This window comes from Halorubrum sp. Ea8, assembly GCF_002252925.1.
Lineage (GTDB): Archaea > Halobacteriota > Halobacteria > Halobacteriales > Haloferacaceae > Halorubrum.
Genome location: NZ_NHPF01000116.1, coordinates 26,613 through 42,167 on the forward strand (window position 1 = coordinate 26,613; position 15,555 = coordinate 42,167).

Below are 15,555 nucleotides of genomic sequence, written 5' to 3' on the forward strand. Positions count from 1 at the left end.
GTGCGCCTGACCGGTCCTGAGAAAGTTGATATAGCGATATCCGATTTATTCATAAGCGATGGCGCTACGGCGAGCAATGGAGAGGCGAGCCGCTCCGGCGTCGAAATCGCGAGAAGAGGGAGAGTCGAGAGGTACCGGGACCGGCTTCAGAACGGGGCCTGCGGGCCTTCGTCGTCGCCGCCGTCGTCGGTCGTCTCACCGGGGAACGACGGGGACATGCCGTCGCTGCTGGTGCCGCCGAGGTCGCCGTCGGCGCCGGAGTCCATGCCGGTGTCGGCGTGGACCGTCTCGATCTCCGGGATCTCCTTGACCATCCGGGACTTGATCGCCTGGATCGTCATCGGCGAGATACCGCAGCCGGAGCAGGCGCCCCCGAGCTGGATCGTGACCTCGCCGTTCTCGCGGTCGAGGTGGCTGATCGCGGCGCTCCCGCCGTGCATCTGAATCTGCGGGAAGTTGCGCCGCAGGAAGTTCGTGATCCGCTCGCGAAGCTCGTTTTCCGCGTCGGCTGTGTCCGTGCTCATGCCAGCGATTTGGCGGTCGGCGGGCTTATGCCTTTGGTTCGACCGGACTCGAACCGCGAGAACCGACGTCTCGAACGACGAGCCGGCCGCGATCGCTACTCCGGCCGGTCGACCTGAAACGTCCGGTGGAGCTCCGTTTCGATCCGCTCGACGTACTCGTCTAGCGTCTCCTCGAACGTCTCGTCGTCGACGAGGACGCCCTCCATCCGATCGCGCGGGTTCTCGGGGAGTTCGACGTAGAACTCGCCGTCCTCGTAGAACGGCTCGGACTCGTTGAGGATCGTCTGGTCGATCCCGTGGATCAGCTGGGAGTCGCGGCGCTCGTTCATGTGGTTGAACGCGTTCTTGTACGCGCGCTGGAGCTCCTGGAAGTAGTGGGCGTACTTGTCCTCGAACTTCTCGGGATCGAACTCGTCGGCCATACCTGATCGAACGGTACGGCGAGGAAAAAGCCGGTCGATCGCGGTCGGGAACCGACGAACGCCAAGGAGAGACGGCTCAGGTGCCGGAAACGGGTCGGTTCCTGAGAGCGGCGAATCGAGGGTCGATCACGTGGTAAATCTCATGATGCTATATCAAAATAGCACAGAGAGGGATGCCGTTCAATCGGGGTCGGACGTGCCGCGCTGGAAACGGCGTTCGGCCGAGGACGACGGTGCCGCGCTGAAAACGGCGTCCGCGACGGCGACTACCGCAGCCGGCCGAGCAGCCGGTAGTCGCGGTCGGGCTCGTACCGCCGGAACAGCAGGCTGTTCGTCAGCACGCTCACGCTGGAGAGCGCCATCGCCCCCGCGGCCAGCGCGGGCTGAAGCAGGCCGAGCGAGGCCAGCGGAATCATCAGCGTGTTGTAGCCGAGCGCCCACACGAGGTTTTGTTTGATCTTCTGGAGGGTCGCGTCCGAGACGCGGATCGCTTTCACCACGTCGAGCGGGTCGTCGCGCATCAGCGTCACGTCCGCGGCCTCGATCGCCACGTCGGTACCGCTCCCGATGGCGGTGCCGACGTGCGCGACCGCGAGCGCCGGCGCGTCGTTGACGCCGTCGCCGACCATCATCGCCTGCCGGCCCTCGTCTTGGATCGCCTCGACGGCGTCGGACTTGTCCTCGGGCAGGACGCCCGCCCGGACGTTCTCGGGGTCGATACCCACCCGTTCGGCGACGGCGCGGGCGGTGCGCTCGTTGTCGCCGGTGATCATCATCACGTCGATGCCGCGGTCGCGGAGGGCCGCCACGGCGTCGGCGGCGCTCGGCTTGACCGTGTCGGCGTCGGCGACGACGCCGATCAGGTCGCCGCCGCTCGTGCCAGCGGGCACGCGAGCGACGAGCATCGCCGTCTTCCCCTCGCCTTCGAGGCGCTCCATCGTCTCGGCGGCGGACGAGGCGTCGACCCCCTCGTCGGCCAGTAGCTTGCGGTTTCCGACGAGGACCGCCTCGCCCTCGACGGTCGCGCGCACCCCGTGACCGGGGACGTTCTCGAAGTCGTCCGGCTCGGGGACCTCCAGGCCGCGCTCGCGGGCGCCCTCGACGATGGCGCGGGCGAGCGGGTGCTCGCTGCCGCGCTCGGCGATCGCGGCGGTCCGGAGCACCTCGCGTTCCGCGTCGCGGTCGCCGTCGGAGTCCCCGAGGTCGTCGTCGGGGTCGACGTGCCGCGCCGCGCCGCCGTCGGGGACGGGCTCCCCGTCGCGGTCGAACGCGACCACGTCGGTCAGCTCCATCGCGCCCTCGGTGAGCGTCCCGGTCTTGTCGAAGACGACGGTGTCGACGTCCTTGGCGCGTTCGAGCACGTCGCCGCCCTTGAACAGGACGCCGTGGCCGGCGCCGATGGTGGTGCCGACCATCGTCGCGGCGGGCGTCGCCAGCCCGAGCGCGCAGGGACAGGCGATGAGCACCGCGGAGGCGAACACGACGATCGCGAACTCGGAGATCGAGACGGCGCCGCCCGCGACCGCCGGGCCGCCCGCGACGAGCCCCCACAGCGGGAGCGCGTTCACGAACCCGGCAAGCGTCTCGGGGAAGAGGTACCAGACGCCCCCCCACAGCAGGGCGTTGACGATGACCGCCGGGACGAAGTACGCGGAGATCCGGTCGGCGAGGTTCTGGATCTCGGGCTGGCGCGACTGCGCCTCCTTCACCGTTCGGACGATCCCCTGCAGCGCGGTGTCGGCGCCGACCTTGGTCGCCTCGACCACGAGCACGCCGTTCTCGTTGATCGTCGAGCCGATCACCTCGTCGCCCTCGCCCTTCTCGACCGGGACGGACTCGCCGGTCACCATCGACTCGTCGACCGCGCTCTGCCCGTCGACGACGACGCCGTCGGTCGGGACCTTCTCGCCCGGGCGGACCTTCATCCGGTCGCCGACCGCGACCTCGTCGACGGGGACCTCCCGCTCGGTCCCGTCCTCGTCGACGGCTTCGCCGTCTGCATGCGGCGTCTCCGACGCCGCTCTGTCGACGAGGGTGGCCCGATCGGCCTCCATCTCCAGGAGCTTCCGGAGCGCCTCGCCGGCCTGCCCCTTCGAGCGGGCCTCGAGGTAGTTACCGAGCGTGATGAACACGAGGATGAGCGCCGCCGTGTCGAAGTAGAGGCTCCCGGCGACGAGCCCGGCGAGGACCGCGACCGAGTAGGCGTACGCGGTCGTGGAGCCGAGCGCGATCAGCACGTCCATGTTGGCGCGCCCGTTCGTCACCAGCGCCTTGTAGGAGTTCTCGTAGAACGGGCGCCCCAAGACGGCCTGCACCGGCGTCGCGAGCAGGAACTGCACCCAGCCGATCCGGACGCCGAAGACGGTCTCCGGGAACAGCGCCCCGTCGAGCAGGAGGTGGTCCGCCATGAACAGCAGCAGCGGCGCCGCGAGCGCCGCCCCGAAGAGGGTCAGGCGGAGCTGTCTGCTGATCTCCTCCTCGCGGGCCGCGTCGCGGGCGTCCTGCCCGGCGTCGCCGCTCTCGCTCGCTTCCCCTCCGGACGCTCCCGCGTCGCCGTCGGCGCCGCCCTCGCGAACCGGCGAGTACCCCGCCGACTCGATCGCGTCGTAGAGGTCGGAGCGCGAGGCGTCCGCGGGGTTGTACCTGATCTGCGCCTCGTCGGTCGCGTAGTTCACCGTCGCCTCGATCACGCCGGGCGTCGATTCGAGGGCCTCCGCGTTGGCCTCCGCGCAGTTCGCACAGGACATGTCCGCGATCGCCACGGTGACGGTCTCGCTGACCGCGCCGTAGCCGGCCGACTCGATCGCCGCGTAGATCTCGCCGAGCGACGCCTCCTCGGGGTCGTACTCGACGGACCCCTCGTCGGTGGCGTAGTTGGCGTTCGCCGAGACCACCCCGTCGAGGTCCGCGAGGGCGTCCTCGATCGTCGCCGAGCAGTTGGCGCAGGACATGCCCGTGACGTTCAGGTAGGCTGTTCTCGTTGGCATGTCTACTACTACGTGTCCCTCCCTTAGGCGGTTTTCTGCTTCGATATCGGGGGTTTAGCCGGGTCGAAAGATTCGAATCCAAAGCGACCGTTGTGTCCGAGAAATCGGAGAGACGAGAAACCGAAGCGATCGACGATGTTTATTTAAATGGAGTACGATGGCGCGCGCCTCCGAGCGCCCGCAGGGCGCGAGTAGCGAGGGACCGAAGGTCCCTCTGACAGCCGGCGGCTACGCCGCCGGCGAGAGCGCGTGCGAGGGAGTCAGTCGCCGGAGCGAAGCGACGGCGACTGACGAGGCTGGGGAGGCGTGAGGCGCGGTTGCGGTGCGGGTTGGGAATCAAAGGGGCAGCCGTGAGGGAGACGCAGGCGAGGTAAGGACCGCAAGAGCGAGTGAAACGAGTGACTGAGGACCGCAGCGAGCGTGCGTCTCCCTCACGGCTGGGGCTTTGGAGGCGTTCACCGCCGCTCCACCATCAGCAATCACTTATAAACGAGCGACTGGGACGTCGCAGGCGTTCACCGACGATCCGCGGTCACCCGCTCATGCACCCTATCACGCCCCTTCCTCCAGCCGCTGGTATCGCTCTCGGAACCGCGACAGGCAGGACGGGCAACAGAAGTGATAGACGTCGCCGTCGATTCGGGCCGTCTCGCCCTCGCTATCGACGGTGTTGGAACACTCCGCGCAGGTCAGCGCGAACTCCACGCCCTCGATCGACGGCGTCCACTCGAACTCGTCGACCAGCGTGACCGCGTACTCCTCGACGGCGACCCCCTCGAGCAGCCCCTGCACCCACTCCCGGACGTTCCGCCCCTCGACCCGACCGTACACGCGCAGATCGCCCTCGGCCGTGACGAACACGTGCTCGACGGCGTCGGCCTCGCGGACGCGGTCCCGCGCCGCGCCGAGCGCCTCGGGGCGGTTCGGCGGCAGCTCCACGTCGATCAGCACGGGGACGCCGGCCCGCAGTTTCGTGCGGTCGACGTCGACCGTGAACCCCTCGATGACGCCGGTCTCCTGCAGCCGCGTGACGCGGTCCGAGACCGCCGGCCCCGAGAGCCCCACGCGGTCGCCGATCTCGCTGTACGGGCGCCGGGCGTCCTCGGCCAGCAGCGAGAGGATCTCCAAGTCCGTCTCGTCGAGGTCTCTCATGTCGCGAGAGACAGCCTCGCGATACAAGACAGTTACCCGGATTCGCTTCGGATTCCGAAGTCAGAATGAACAGATATCCCCGGTCGCGAAGCGACAAGCGAAAAACGTCTCCCACACGTACGAGCGGGTACCATGAGCCGAACGCTCACCGTCGAAGGGATGTCGTGTGACCACTGCGAGCAGAGCGTCGAGGAAGCGCTGGAGGGCGTCGCCGGCGTCGAAGGAGCGACCGCCGACCGCGAGAGCGCGTCCGCGACGGTCGAGGGCGACGCGGATCCGGACGCGCTCGTGGCCGCGGTGAGCGAGGCGGGCTACGACGCGTCTCCCTGAAACGAACCGCGCGATCGGCGTCCGCTCGGACGCCTCGCTCCTACCGGTTCAGCGTGTGGATCGCCTGTCCGCGGGCGTTCTCCGCGGCCTCCATCACCGCCTCCGCGAGCGTGGGGTGCGTGTGGACCGTCGCCGCCACGTCCTCCAGCGTCGCGCCCATCTCGATGGCGAGCGCGACCTCGGCGACCAGCTCGGAGGCCTCCGGCCCGACGATCTGCCCGCCGAGCACGAAGCCGGTCTCCCCGTCGGCGACGAGCCGGACGAACCCCTCGGTGTGACCCGTCGTCATCGCGCGGCCGGAGGCGTTGAACGGCATCTCGCCGACGACCGGGTCGAACCCCTCCGCCTCGGCCTCGCTCTCGGTCAGTCCCACCGTCCCGATCTCGGGGTCGGTGAAGACGGCCGCGGGGATCGCCTGCTGGTCGAGCGCGGCCGGCTCGCCGGCGATCACCTCGGCGGCGACGATCCCCTCCTTCGAGGCCGCGTGCGCGAGCATCGGCTCGCCCGCCACGTCGCCGACGGCGTGGACGTGGTCGACCGCGCTCCGCGTCCGGTCGTCCGTCTCGATGAACCCGCGGTCGTCCGTCTCGATCCCGGCGTTCTCCGGGTCGAGCCCGTCGGTGACGGGTTGGCGGCCGACCGCGACGAGGATCTTGTCGACGCCGTACCTCGACTCCTCGCCCTCGTCCGTCTCCGTGTGGAGGAGGTAGCCGCCGTCGGCGGCCTCCGACCACTCGCTCGCGCCCTCGCCGAAGCCGAACTCGACGCCGAGCTCCTCGGCGCGCTTGCGGACGATCCGCTTCACGTCGTCCTCGTACGGGTCGAGGATGTCGTCCAGCATCTCGACGACCGTCACGTCGGCGCCGAGCTTCGCGTACGCGGTCGCCAGCTCCATCCCGATGTAGCCGCCGCCGACGATCCCGAGCCGGTCCGGGACCGTGTCGGCGTCGAGCGCGTCGGCGGAGGTCCAGACGTGGTCCTCGGCGAAGTCGAAGCCGGGGATCTGGATCGGGCGGGAGCCCGTGGCGACGACCGCGTGCTCGAACTCGATCGACTCGGAGCCCTGCCCCTCGCCGCCGTGCGCGACGCGGGCCGTGTGCTCGTCGACGAAGGAGGCGGTCCCGGGCACGAGGTTGACGCCGTTCGCCTTACAGAGCTTCTCGACGCCGCTCGTCAGCTGATCGACCACGCCGTCCTTCCACTCGACCATCTTCCCCATGTCGACGGCGGGGTCCGCGTGGACGCCCATGAACTCCGCGTTGCCCGCCTCATGAGCGAGCCCGCTCCCCGTGATCAGCGCCTTCGAGGGGATACAGCCGCGGTTCAGACAGGCGCCGCCGTACGCGTCGCGCTCGACGAGCGTCGTGTCGAGCCCCTCCTGTGCGGCGCGGATGGCGGCGACGTAGCCGCCCGGTCCGCCGCCGATCACCAGTACCTCCGTTCCGGTTGCGATGTCTCCGACGACCATTATTGAGTCAACAGCAGCAGCGGGTGTTCAAGGTGTTCCATTACGGTGTTCGCGAACTCGGCCGCCACCGCGCCGTCGACGACGCGGTGGTCGATCGACAGCGACAGCGGTAACGTCGGCGCCGGGACGACCTCGCCGTCGCGGACGACGGGGCGCTCCTCGATGGCGCCGAGCCCGAGGATCGCGGTCTCTGGGTAGTTGATGATCGGCGTGGCGAACTCGCCGCCGATGGCGCCGAAGTTGGTGACGCTGAACGTGCTCCCCTTCATCTCGGCGGGCTTGAGCTTGCGATCGCGGGCGCGGGAGGCGAGGTCTCGAACCTCCGCGGCCAGTTCGAAGATCCCCTTCTCGTCGACGTCGTCGACGACGGGGACCATCAGCCCGGCGTCGGTCGCGACCGCGATTCCGAGGTTGTACTCCTTTTTCAAAACGATCTCTCCGTCGTCCTCGCGCAGTTCGCTGTTGAGATAGGGGTGCTCTTTCAGCCCCGCGACGATCGCCTTCATCACGAACGGCATGTAGGTGAGCTTCACCTCCTCGGCGTCCGCCTTCGGCTTCAGCTCCTCGCGCGCCGCCACGAGGGCGTCGACCTCGGCGGTGTCGTGGTGGGTGACGTGCGGCGCGGTGAACTTCGACCGCTCCATCTGCTCCCCGATGGTGCGGCGCACGCCCCGGTAGGGAACGGTCTCGTCGCCGGCGGACGCGCCCGTCTCGGTCGCGGCGGCGGCCCGGTCGGCGGCGGTATCGCTCGCGGCGGGCTCCGCGCCCGCGTCGACGTCGACCGGTTCGGGCGTGGGTTCCGGTTCGGCCGTCTCCGACTCCGGGGCGTCCGCGTACGCCTGCACGTCCTCGCCCGTGACGAACGCCTCGCCGTCGCGGGTCTCGTCGGTCGGCACATCGTCGATGTCGACGTCGAGGTCGCGGGCGAGCTTCCGGGTCGCCGGCGTCGCGAGCGTCGTGTCGCGACCGGCCGGCTCGGGCGCCGACCCGGCATCGGCGGTCACCGAGGGCTCGGCGGTGCCCCCCTCGCCGCGCTTGCGCACGGCGGACTTCCGGTCGCCGGAGTCGACATCTGTCGGGGTCGGCGCGGGCCGCGGTTCGGGCGCGTCGCCGCCGCCGCTCGCGGCGTCTTCGTCGGCTGCCTCGGCGTGCGCTCTCACGTCGGCCTCGGTGACGCGGCCGCCGGGACCGCTCCCGTCGACGGCCGCGACGTCGACGCCCAGCTCGCGGGCGAGCCGACGGGCCGACGGCGGCGCGAACGTCCGGCCGGACGAGGTCGCCGGCGCCGACTCGTCTGCCGCCTCCGACTCGTCTGCCGCTTCCGGTTCGCTCGCGTCGGGGCTCGTCTCGTCGACGGCCCCCTCGTCGGCGGAGCCGGAGTCGTCCGCGTCCGCCTCCGCGCCGTCAACGCGGAACGAGATGATCACGTCGCCGACCGGGACCATCTCCCCCTCCTCGACGAACAGCTCCTCGACGGTCCCGTCGTAGCTCGACGGGACCTCGACGAGCGCCTTGTCGGTCTCGACCTCCGCGACCGGCTGGTCCTCCTCGACGCGGTCGCCGGGGGCGACGAGCCACGACACCAACTCGCCCTCCGCGACGCCCTCGCCGACGTCCGGCAGTCTGAACTCCTCGACCGTCATGCGTCGACCTCCGGGACTGTCATGTGGTGGATCTCCGCGGGAGCCATCTTAAAACTCGACCGCCTCCAGAATGCCGTCCTCGATCCGCGCCGCGGTCGGGAGGTAGTAGTCCTCCAGCGCGTACAGCGGGTAGGGCACGTCGAATCCGGTGACGCGCTTCACGGGCGCCTCCTGGTACAACAGCGCCTCCTCCTGGATGATCGCCGTGATCTCGCCGGCGAGCCCGCCCGTCTTCGGCGCCTCGTGGACGACGGCCGCGCGACCGGTGCGCTCGAACGCGTCGACGATCGCCTCGCGGTCCAGCGGAGAGACGGTGCGGAGGTCGACGACCTCGCACTCGATCCCCTCCTCGGCGAGGCTCTCGGCGGCCTCCAGCGTCGGGCGCGTCATGGCGCCGTAGGTGAACACCGCCACGTCGTCGCCCTCGCGGCGGGTCGCGGCCTCGCCGAGGGGCACCGTGTACGGCTCCTCGGGCACCTCGTCGCGGAAGGCGCGGTAGATGAGCTTCGGTTCGAGGAAGACGACCGGGTCGGGATCGCGGATCGACGCCGCGAGCAGCCCCTTCGCGTCGTACGGCGTCGAGGGGATGGCGACCTTGAGGCCGGCCTCGTGGGCGTAGAACGCCTCCTTCGACTCCGAGTGGTGCTCCGGCGCGCGGATCCCCCCGCCGTAGGGGGCGCGCAGGGTCATCGGGAGGGTGAACCGGCCCCGGCTCCGGGCGCGGAACCGCGCCATGTGGGAGACGATCTGGTCGAAGCCGGGGTACATGAACCCCGAGAACTGGATCTCCGGGACCGGGCGGAGCCCCATCGCGGCCATGCCGACCGCGCAGCCGACGATGCCCGACTCCGCCAGCGGAGTGTCGACGACGCGGTCGCCGCCGAACTCGTCGTAGAGGCCCTCGGTCGCCCGGAAGACGCCGCCGTTCTTCCCGACGTCCTGCCCGAGCACGAGGACGTCGTCGTCCTCGCGCATCTCGCTGTACAACCCGTCACGTACCGCCTGTACGACGGTGAGGTTCTGTGTGTCGCTCATTTACTCCTCCAGGAACGCTTCGTCGCCGCGCGTCTCCCGCAACGCCGCGAACTCCTCGTACTGCCGCTCCAGCTCGGGCGGGAGCTCCGCGTACGCGTGCTCGAACAGCTCGCTCGGGTCCGGCCGCGCGGCCGCCTCCGCCGCGTCGATCGCGTCGGCGACGCGCTCCTCGATCGCGGCCTCGATCTCCGCGACCCGCTCGTCGTCGAGGATCCCCTCCGAGCGGAGGTACGCCTCCAGCCGCGGGATCGGGTCCTTCGCCTTCCAGCGCTCGACCTCGTCGTCGTCGCGGTAGACGGTGGGGTCGTCGGCGGTCGTGTGCGCGCCGAACCGGTACTGCACCGCCTCGATCAGCGTCGGGCGCGGCCGGTCCGTCTCCGGGTCGCGCGCCTTCTCCAGTGCGGCCGTCGTGACGCTGTACACCGCCAGCGGGTCCATCCCGTCGACCTGCACGCCGTCGATCCCGTACGCCTCCGCCTTCTGCGCCAGCGTCGCGCTCCGGGTCTGCCGCTCGCGGGGTACCGAGATCGCCCACTGGTTGTTGTTACAGAAGAAGACGGTCGGCGTGTCGAACACGCCGGCGAAGTTGACGCCCTCGTGGAAGTCGCCCTCGCTGGTCGCGCCGTCGCCGAAGTAACAGAGGAAGGCCTCGTCGCTCCCGCGGAGCTTCGCGGCCCACGCCGCGCCCGTGGCGTGGGGCACCTGCGACGCGATGGGGACGGCGACCGGGAAGACGTTGACGTCCGCCGGCGCCTTGTTGCCGGACTCGTGGCCCATCCAGTAGAGGAGGGTCTGTTTCAGCGGGAGCCCGTGGACCAGGGCCGCGCCGTGCTCGCGGTACGAGGGAACGATCCAGTCGTCTTCGGCGAGCGCCGTCGCGGAACCGATCTGAGCCCCCTCTTGTCCCGACAGCGGCGGGTACGTCCCCATCCGCCCCTGTCGCTGGAGGCTCACCGCCCGGCCGTCGAAGTGACGCGCGAGCCGCATGTGCCGGTACATCTCGACGAGTTCCCCGTCGTCGAGATCGGGGACGTCGCCGACGACCTCGCCGTCCTCGTCGATCACGCGGACCGGGTCGTCGTACGCCCTGTCGAATACGCTCACCGTGGAACCCACCTGTTCATGTCAGAACGGTTCGCCGCCCGGGTAATATCGTTTTCGTACATAGTTTATTATAATCAGAAATCGGTGGGCGCGCTGAGAAACTGTCCATCAGATTCCCAGAGAACCGGACGTTTTTGAACAAATCTCGTCAGGGCCGGCAATATTTTCGTCGACTCGGCGGTTTCCACGAACAGTAACGGACAAACGGGAAGGTTTTCCGAGAGATCGACGCCGCGGCTCGGCGGGATCGGTCGGGGCGAAGACGGCGGCCGGAGGCGACGCCGCGGCTCGGCGGGATCGATCGGAGCGGAACCGGCGGCCGTCGGGGCGGCAGATCACCCGAGCCGGAAGGAGGGTTCGTCGCGCTCGCCGCGGTCGTCGCGCTCGCCGTCGAGGTCCTCTAGGTGGATCACGTCCTCCCCGTCGTCGTCGAGCTGCTCGCGGAGGTGATTGACGTACCGCTTGTACTCGTCCAGCTGTTCGCGGAGGTGGTCGGCCTCCAGCTCCAGCCGCTCGTGCTCGCGGATGAAGCTCTTCGGGACCTCGACGCGCGGGGGGAACGACTCGCCGGGCTCGCCCGCGCTCTTGAGCTCCGCCTCCGGGACGGCGCGGACCTGTCCGTCGTGGGCAACGAGCGTGTCCACGTAGTCCCGGAACACCGCCGACAGCGAGATGTCCCGCTCCTCGGCGATGTCTCGGAGCGCCTCGAACGCGTCCTCGTTGACGCGGAACGAGATCGTCTTGTTCTTGTTGCCCATTGCCGGAACGGTGGTCGCGCTATCTACTTAAGCGTTTGTCAGACGGTGCCACGAAAAGGGGAAATAGCGGGCGTTACGGACCTAAAGCGCCCGATCGGTCCGTCTGGGCGGTCGGCCGCCGCCGGTCAGGGCTCCGGCGTTCCGGCCGGATCCGTCGCGTCGCCGGCGGTGTCGCCGTCGGCGCGGTCCTCGTCCGCGGCGTCGCCGGCGAGTTCGTCGCCCTCGTCGAGGTCCTCCAGCGCCGACAGCGCGGCGGCCTTGTACGTCTGGGGGTCGAGGTCGTACTCCTCGCGGGCCATCCGCGCGTACTCGTTCCCGTCGTCGTCGAACGCGGCGACGCGCTCGATCGTCCGCGTGGCCGTCTCGGCGACCCAGCGGTCGCGGGTGGCGGCGTCGACCTCGGTGATCGACTCGGGGCGGACGGAGACCCGGACGGTGCCGTCGTCGGTCTCGTACGTCCGGGGTTTCCCCACGACTGCGACGTAGGCGGGCGGCTCCAGGTCGCGGAGCTTGGAGGCGGCCTCGGGCTGGTACTGGCCGGCGTACACGAAGAACGTGCCCGTCGGATCGACGATGCGGCCGCGCCAGTACTCGCTGTCCTCGCCGACGTCCTCCTTCTCGGTGAGGGTGCCGACGAAGAAGACGCGGTTCGAGGACTCGCCCGTCGGGAGGAGCGCGTAGACGGGGGCGCGCTCGTCGTCGGACTCGGTGAACGTGTAGCCGGCGTCGTTGAACTCGCTCGCGAACACGCGCCGGGCGACCTCTCGGGTGGGTGCGGATTGACTCATGTTAGATCGACCTCGCTTCGATCAGCGCGCTCTCGACGTCCACGGCACCGGGGTCCTCCATCTCGTCGACCAGGACGTACCGGCCGAAGGTGGGGCCGGTGACGCGGTAGTACCGTCCGAGCACGTCGTCGGCCATCTCCTCGGCGACGACAGTCGTGTCGAGCGCGTCCATCGCCATGTCCTTGGCCTCCTCGAGTCCCATGCCGGTGAGCTTCTCGGTGGCCTCGCGGTCGAAGATGACCTCGGTGACGGTCTCGCCGTCGTCGAGGACGCCCTTGATCCGGAGGTCGAACTCGCCCTCGACCTGGCCGTGCTCGGAGCACCGGCCGTTCTGGAGGACGCGCGTGCAGTCGTCCTCGGGACAGCGCTTGATCAGCCCGGAGCCGGACTGGATGTCGACCAAGGCGCCCTCGACGGTGTCGGCGTTGTCGCCGACCTCGATCTCCTCGTCGATTTCGGTAATTTGGGTCGTCCGGTTGAGCTTCACCGAGTAGCTGCCCTCGTACTCGTCGGTGACGACGTTCGAGAGCTCGTACGCCTGCCCCTCCGTCAGCTCGGGGAGGTCGGAGGTCTCGAAGGCGACGAACTTGATCGTGCCCGACTCGTCGCCGAGGAGCCCGACCTGCGAGATCGAGTCGCTGCGGGGCTCCCAGAGGTCGACGAGCGTCACGCGCAGGTCGACCCACTGCTCGTCCTCGTCGATCTCGTCGACCAAGACGGACTCGCTGCCGCCGCGGCCGAGCTCGTCGCGCTCCATCCCGGCGTCTTCGAGGTAGCTGTTGGTGACGCTCCGGCGCGCCTCGTCGAGGGGGACGCGGTACTCGTTGACGAGGTTCTCCAGCCGCTCCTCGACCTCGTCGGCGTCCACGTCTAAGTGGTCCGAGAACTGTTCCGCTATCGCTTCCGCTTCCTGTCGCAGTTCGCTCATGGGGTGTCTCCGCCTCCGGTCTTGTTTCAATGGGAGGCGTACGGCGATTGGTTCCTCACGGTATTAAAAATCCCGCAACCACGGTGAAAGTGGTCGTCTCCGACGCGCTGACGGGCCGCTTCCGGCGGTTTCGCGGTTTCGACGGCCGGCCGCGTCAGACGCCCGTACGCCACGCGCGGGCTTCGTTTCAAGTGGAACGATACCGCGTGAAGCGTCCGCACGTATCAGGGTCGAATGAAAATAAACGATGGCGGTGGCGCGCCGGTGAGCGCCCGTGAGGGCGCGAACCGAGCGCGAGGGAGTCAGTCGCCGGAGCGAAGCGACGGCGACTGACGAGGCTGGGGAGGCGCGAGGCTGCGGTGCGGTTGCGGTGCGGGGCGGGACTCAAAGGGGCAGCCGTGAGGTGCGCGGAGGCGTTCACGAGAGCTCCGCTCTCGTGAGCCAACCAGAACGCGGAGCGTTCTGATGACGACGCAAGCACCGCAGGAACGAGCGGAGCGAGTGACGAGGAGCGCAGCGAGCGTGCGTGCACCTCACGGCTGGGGCTTCGGACGTGTTCGCTCTAGATCTACAGTCGATTATTTATAAGCGGGAGACTGGGACTTCTAAGGAGTCCACCGCGACGGCGACGATTTACGAACCCCTCACGACGGGTCCGCCGCCCGCGGACCGATCAACCTCGCATTCGCCAACGGACCTATATCCGACGCGCCGGTACGGTCCCTATGGACGACCGACTCGAACGCGTCATCCGCCAGCAGCTCCGCAAGGCGGGCAAGCAGTTCGAGGAGGCGCGGCGGGCGTACACCGAGGGAAAGGACGACCCCGACGACGACACCGCGGGGGCGGAGCGGTACGACCTCCCGACCGACGAGGACGGACGGGCGCGGATCGTCTGTCGGCGGCACGCCGAGCGGCGGGCGGTCGCCGTCGACGCCGAGGGGCGCCCCTCGTGTTTCGACGCGGGCCACCCCGACTGCGAGGGCTGCGCGGAGGACGTGCGCGACGGCTTCGTCGAGACCTGGTGAGGCCGGTCGCGGCCGGTGCGAGGGAGGGCGAACCGCGCCGGCCCCCACCCGAAGGCGTTTTTATGCGGACGCCCTCGAAGCGGCCATGAAGCGAGCGACGGTGGTCGTCGGACTCCTCGTCGTCGTCGCGGTCGGGTTGGCGCTCTCCGGCGCCTTCGCCGGACCGCCCGCGGGGGAACCGTCGGCGACGGTCCCGGAGGAGTCGCTCATCGCGGTCGACGGCGACTACCGGCTGTGGCCGTACACGAGCCGGAGCGCGTCGGTCGAGGGGCGGACGCTCGCGATCAACGTCGTGGTGCACGCCGACGCGGAGACGACGCGCGCGGCGATCGAGGGGGGAACCGAGGCCGACTGGGAGGAGACCGAGGGGATCGAGTCGGAGACGACCGCCGACGCCGAGCGGGTGCGGGCGTTCGTCGAGCGCGACTGGGCCGACGCCCGCAGCTCGACGCGGTACGGCTACGTCGAGGGACCCGCCGGCGGGGTCTGGCTGACGGAGACGTTCGAGCTCCACGACGGGGCGTACCTCGGCGTTCGCGACCACGTTCGGGCGTACGAGTCCCCGGACGGTGAGTACACCGCGATACAGGCCCACGAGGAGTACTACGACTGGTTCCGGCTCCGCCACACGGTCCCCGGGATCGACGACCCGGCGGTCCGGCTGGAAGACGAGTTCATCCACGGGCGGGTCGACGCCGAGGTGCGCCGGGAGCACCGCGGGATCGAGGGCGGGTGGAGCGACGGCTGGCTGTCGGTGATCGAGCTGGCGTCACTCGTGACCGTCGCGGGCGCACTGCTCGGGCGCCGGACCCGGGCGGCGGCCGTCGACCTCGCGCGGCGGGCCCGACGGGAGGCGACGAAACACGCCGACTCCGCGGTGCTCGGGGCCGCTCTCGGCGCCGTCGTCGTCGGCGTGCGGGCCGCCGGCGTCGGGCTGGAACTCGCGTATCCGAGCGTTCCCCCGAAGGCGATCGCCGGCCCGCTGTACCTCGTCCTCGCGGGCGGGGTGCCGGCGCTCGTAGTCGCGCGGTCGCGTGAGTGCGACCCGGCGGCGGTCGCGCTCGCCGTCGCCGCCGGGCTCGGGACCGGGTTCGTGCTCGACTTCGCCGCGCTCGGCGTCGCGGTGCCGCCCGCCCTCGTCGTCCACCGGATCGCGCTGCTTGCGGCGGTCGGGGTGGTCGCCGTCGGGCGCGCGGCGGACGATCGACCCGTCCTCGTCGCGGGCCTCCTCGCGTGGGCGGTCGGACTGGCGCTCCCGCTCGCGGACGTGATCTGAAGCGATCGAGGTCTGAAGCGATCGAGGTCTGAGGCGATCGAGGCCGAAATCGGGGCTGACTCCCCGAATCGGCCGGTCGGTGCGGTACGAGGCCACCACAGAAGAGATATAG

14 protein-coding genes are annotated in these 15,555 nt (G+C 69.8%); 3 read left to right on the forward strand and 11 right to left on the reverse strand.

The window, feature by feature from the left end; genetic code table 11:
- Positions 1–146: 146 nt before the first annotated feature.
- From DJ74_RS14155 to DJ74_RS14170, 4 genes are all read right to left on the reverse strand, one after another.
- Positions 147–524 carry a NifU family protein gene (locus tag DJ74_RS14155; RefSeq protein WP_094525444.1) on the reverse strand — a complete coding sequence of 126 codons (378 nt, stop codon included), beginning with the start codon at positions 522–524 and terminating at the stop codon, positions 147–149.
- Positions 525–619: 95 nt separating this feature from the next.
- Positions 620–946 (reverse strand): DUF5783 family protein, encoded by a 327-nt coding sequence (locus tag DJ74_RS14160; RefSeq protein WP_094525443.1) that lies wholly within the window; start codon positions 944–946, stop codon positions 620–622.
- Positions 947–1,212: 266 nt separating this feature from the next.
- Positions 1,213–3,933 (reverse strand): heavy metal translocating P-type ATPase, encoded by a 2,721-nt coding sequence (locus DJ74_RS14165; RefSeq protein WP_094527657.1) that lies wholly within the window; start codon positions 3,931–3,933, stop codon positions 1,213–1,215.
- A 552-nt stretch (positions 3,934–4,485) separates the two neighbouring features.
- Positions 4,486–5,085, reverse strand: coding sequence for an AsnC family transcriptional regulator (locus tag DJ74_RS14170; protein ID WP_094527658.1), 600 nt, complete (start codon positions 5,083–5,085; stop codon positions 4,486–4,488).
- 132 nt (positions 5,086–5,217) lie between these two features.
- On the opposite strand from DJ74_RS14170, the gene DJ74_RS14175 reads away from it, so the two are divergent.
- Positions 5,218–5,415, forward strand: a complete 198-nt coding sequence (locus DJ74_RS14175; RefSeq protein WP_094525440.1) for a heavy-metal-associated domain-containing protein — start codon at positions 5,218–5,220, stop codon at positions 5,413–5,415.
- Positions 5,416–5,455: 40 nt separating this feature from the next.
- On the opposite strand, the gene lpdA is transcribed toward DJ74_RS14175, so the two are convergent.
- The 7 genes from lpdA to DJ74_RS14210 form a co-directional block, all read right to left on the reverse strand.
- Positions 5,456–6,883: a dihydrolipoyl dehydrogenase gene (lpdA, locus tag DJ74_RS14180; RefSeq protein WP_094527659.1), complete on the reverse strand. Its 1,428-nt coding sequence runs from the start codon at positions 6,881–6,883 to the stop codon at positions 5,456–5,458.
- Complete coding sequence (locus DJ74_RS14185; protein WP_094527660.1) at positions 6,883–8,526, reverse strand: 2-oxo acid dehydrogenase subunit E2; 1,644 nt, start codon at positions 8,524–8,526, stop codon at positions 6,883–6,885. Before DJ74_RS14185 ends, lpdA begins: the two co-directional genes overlap by 1 nt.
- A gap of 48 nt (positions 8,527–8,574) precedes the next feature.
- Positions 8,575–9,561: an alpha-ketoacid dehydrogenase subunit beta gene (locus DJ74_RS14190; protein WP_094525437.1), complete on the reverse strand. Its 987-nt coding sequence runs from the start codon at positions 9,559–9,561 to the stop codon at positions 8,575–8,577.
- Positions 9,562–10,665 carry a pyruvate dehydrogenase (acetyl-transferring) E1 component subunit alpha gene (pdhA, locus tag DJ74_RS14195; protein WP_094527681.1) on the reverse strand — a complete coding sequence of 368 codons (1,104 nt, stop codon included), beginning with the start codon at positions 10,663–10,665 and terminating at the stop codon, positions 9,562–9,564.
- 335 nt (positions 10,666–11,000) lie between these two features.
- On the reverse strand, positions 11,001–11,423 hold the full coding sequence (locus tag DJ74_RS14200; protein WP_094527661.1) for a CopG family transcriptional regulator: 423 nt from the start codon (positions 11,421–11,423) through the stop codon (positions 11,001–11,003).
- A 125-nt stretch (positions 11,424–11,548) separates the two neighbouring features.
- Complete coding sequence (locus tag DJ74_RS14205; protein WP_094525435.1) at positions 11,549–12,211, reverse strand: RPA family protein; 663 nt, start codon at positions 12,209–12,211, stop codon at positions 11,549–11,551.
- A gap of 1 nt (position 12,212) precedes the next feature.
- Entirely contained in the window at positions 12,213–13,139 is a 927-nt protein-coding gene (locus DJ74_RS14210) for a replication factor A (protein WP_094527662.1), read from the reverse strand.
- 725 nt (positions 13,140–13,864) lie between these two features.
- Between DJ74_RS14210 and DJ74_RS14215 the strand changes: the two genes are divergently transcribed.
- The gene (locus tag DJ74_RS14215) at positions 13,865–14,167 is read left to right on the forward strand and encodes a hypothetical protein (protein WP_094525433.1); all 303 of its coding nucleotides are present in this window, start codon (positions 13,865–13,867) and stop codon (positions 14,165–14,167) included.
- A gap of 85 nt (positions 14,168–14,252) precedes the next feature.
- Positions 14,253–15,443 carry a hypothetical protein gene (locus DJ74_RS14220; RefSeq protein ID WP_094527663.1) on the forward strand — a complete coding sequence of 397 codons (1,191 nt, stop codon included), beginning with the start codon at positions 14,253–14,255 and terminating at the stop codon, positions 15,441–15,443.
- Positions 15,444–15,555: the final 112 nt, after the last annotated feature.

Coding starts and splice junctions, on each gene's coding strand:
- DJ74_RS14155 (WP_094525444.1), bottom strand. CDS start 524: ATGAGCACGGACACAGCCGACGCGGAAAACGAGCTTCGCGAGCGGATC.
- DJ74_RS14160 (WP_094525443.1), bottom strand. CDS start 946: ATGGCCGACGAGTTCGATCCCGAGAAGTTCGAGGACAAGTACGCCCAC.
- DJ74_RS14165 (WP_094527657.1), bottom strand. CDS start 3,933: ATGCCAACGAGAACAGCCTACCTGAACGTCACGGGCATGTCCTGCGCC.
- DJ74_RS14170 (WP_094527658.1), bottom strand. CDS start 5,085: ATGAGAGACCTCGACGAGACGGACTTGGAGATCCTCTCGCTGCTGGCC.
- DJ74_RS14175 (WP_094525440.1), top strand. CDS start 5,218: ATGAGCCGAACGCTCACCGTCGAAGGGATGTCGTGTGACCACTGCGAG.
- lpdA (WP_094527659.1), bottom strand. CDS start 6,883: ATGGTCGTCGGAGACATCGCAACCGGAACGGAGGTACTGGTGATCGGC.
- DJ74_RS14185 (WP_094527660.1), bottom strand. CDS start 8,526: ATGACGGTCGAGGAGTTCAGACTGCCGGACGTCGGCGAGGGCGTCGCG.
- DJ74_RS14190 (WP_094525437.1), bottom strand. CDS start 9,561: ATGAGCGACACACAGAACCTCACCGTCGTACAGGCGGTACGTGACGGG.
- DJ74_RS14200 (WP_094527661.1), bottom strand. CDS start 11,423: ATGGGCAACAAGAACAAGACGATCTCGTTCCGCGTCAACGAGGACGCG.
- DJ74_RS14205 (WP_094525435.1), bottom strand. CDS start 12,211: ATGAGTCAATCCGCACCCACCCGAGAGGTCGCCCGGCGCGTGTTCGCG.
- DJ74_RS14210 (WP_094527662.1), bottom strand. CDS start 13,139: ATGAGCGAACTGCGACAGGAAGCGGAAGCGATAGCGGAACAGTTCTCG.
- DJ74_RS14215 (WP_094525433.1), top strand. CDS start 13,865: ATGGACGACCGACTCGAACGCGTCATCCGCCAGCAGCTCCGCAAGGCG.
- DJ74_RS14220 (WP_094527663.1), top strand. CDS start 14,253: ATGAAGCGAGCGACGGTGGTCGTCGGACTCCTCGTCGTCGTCGCGGTC.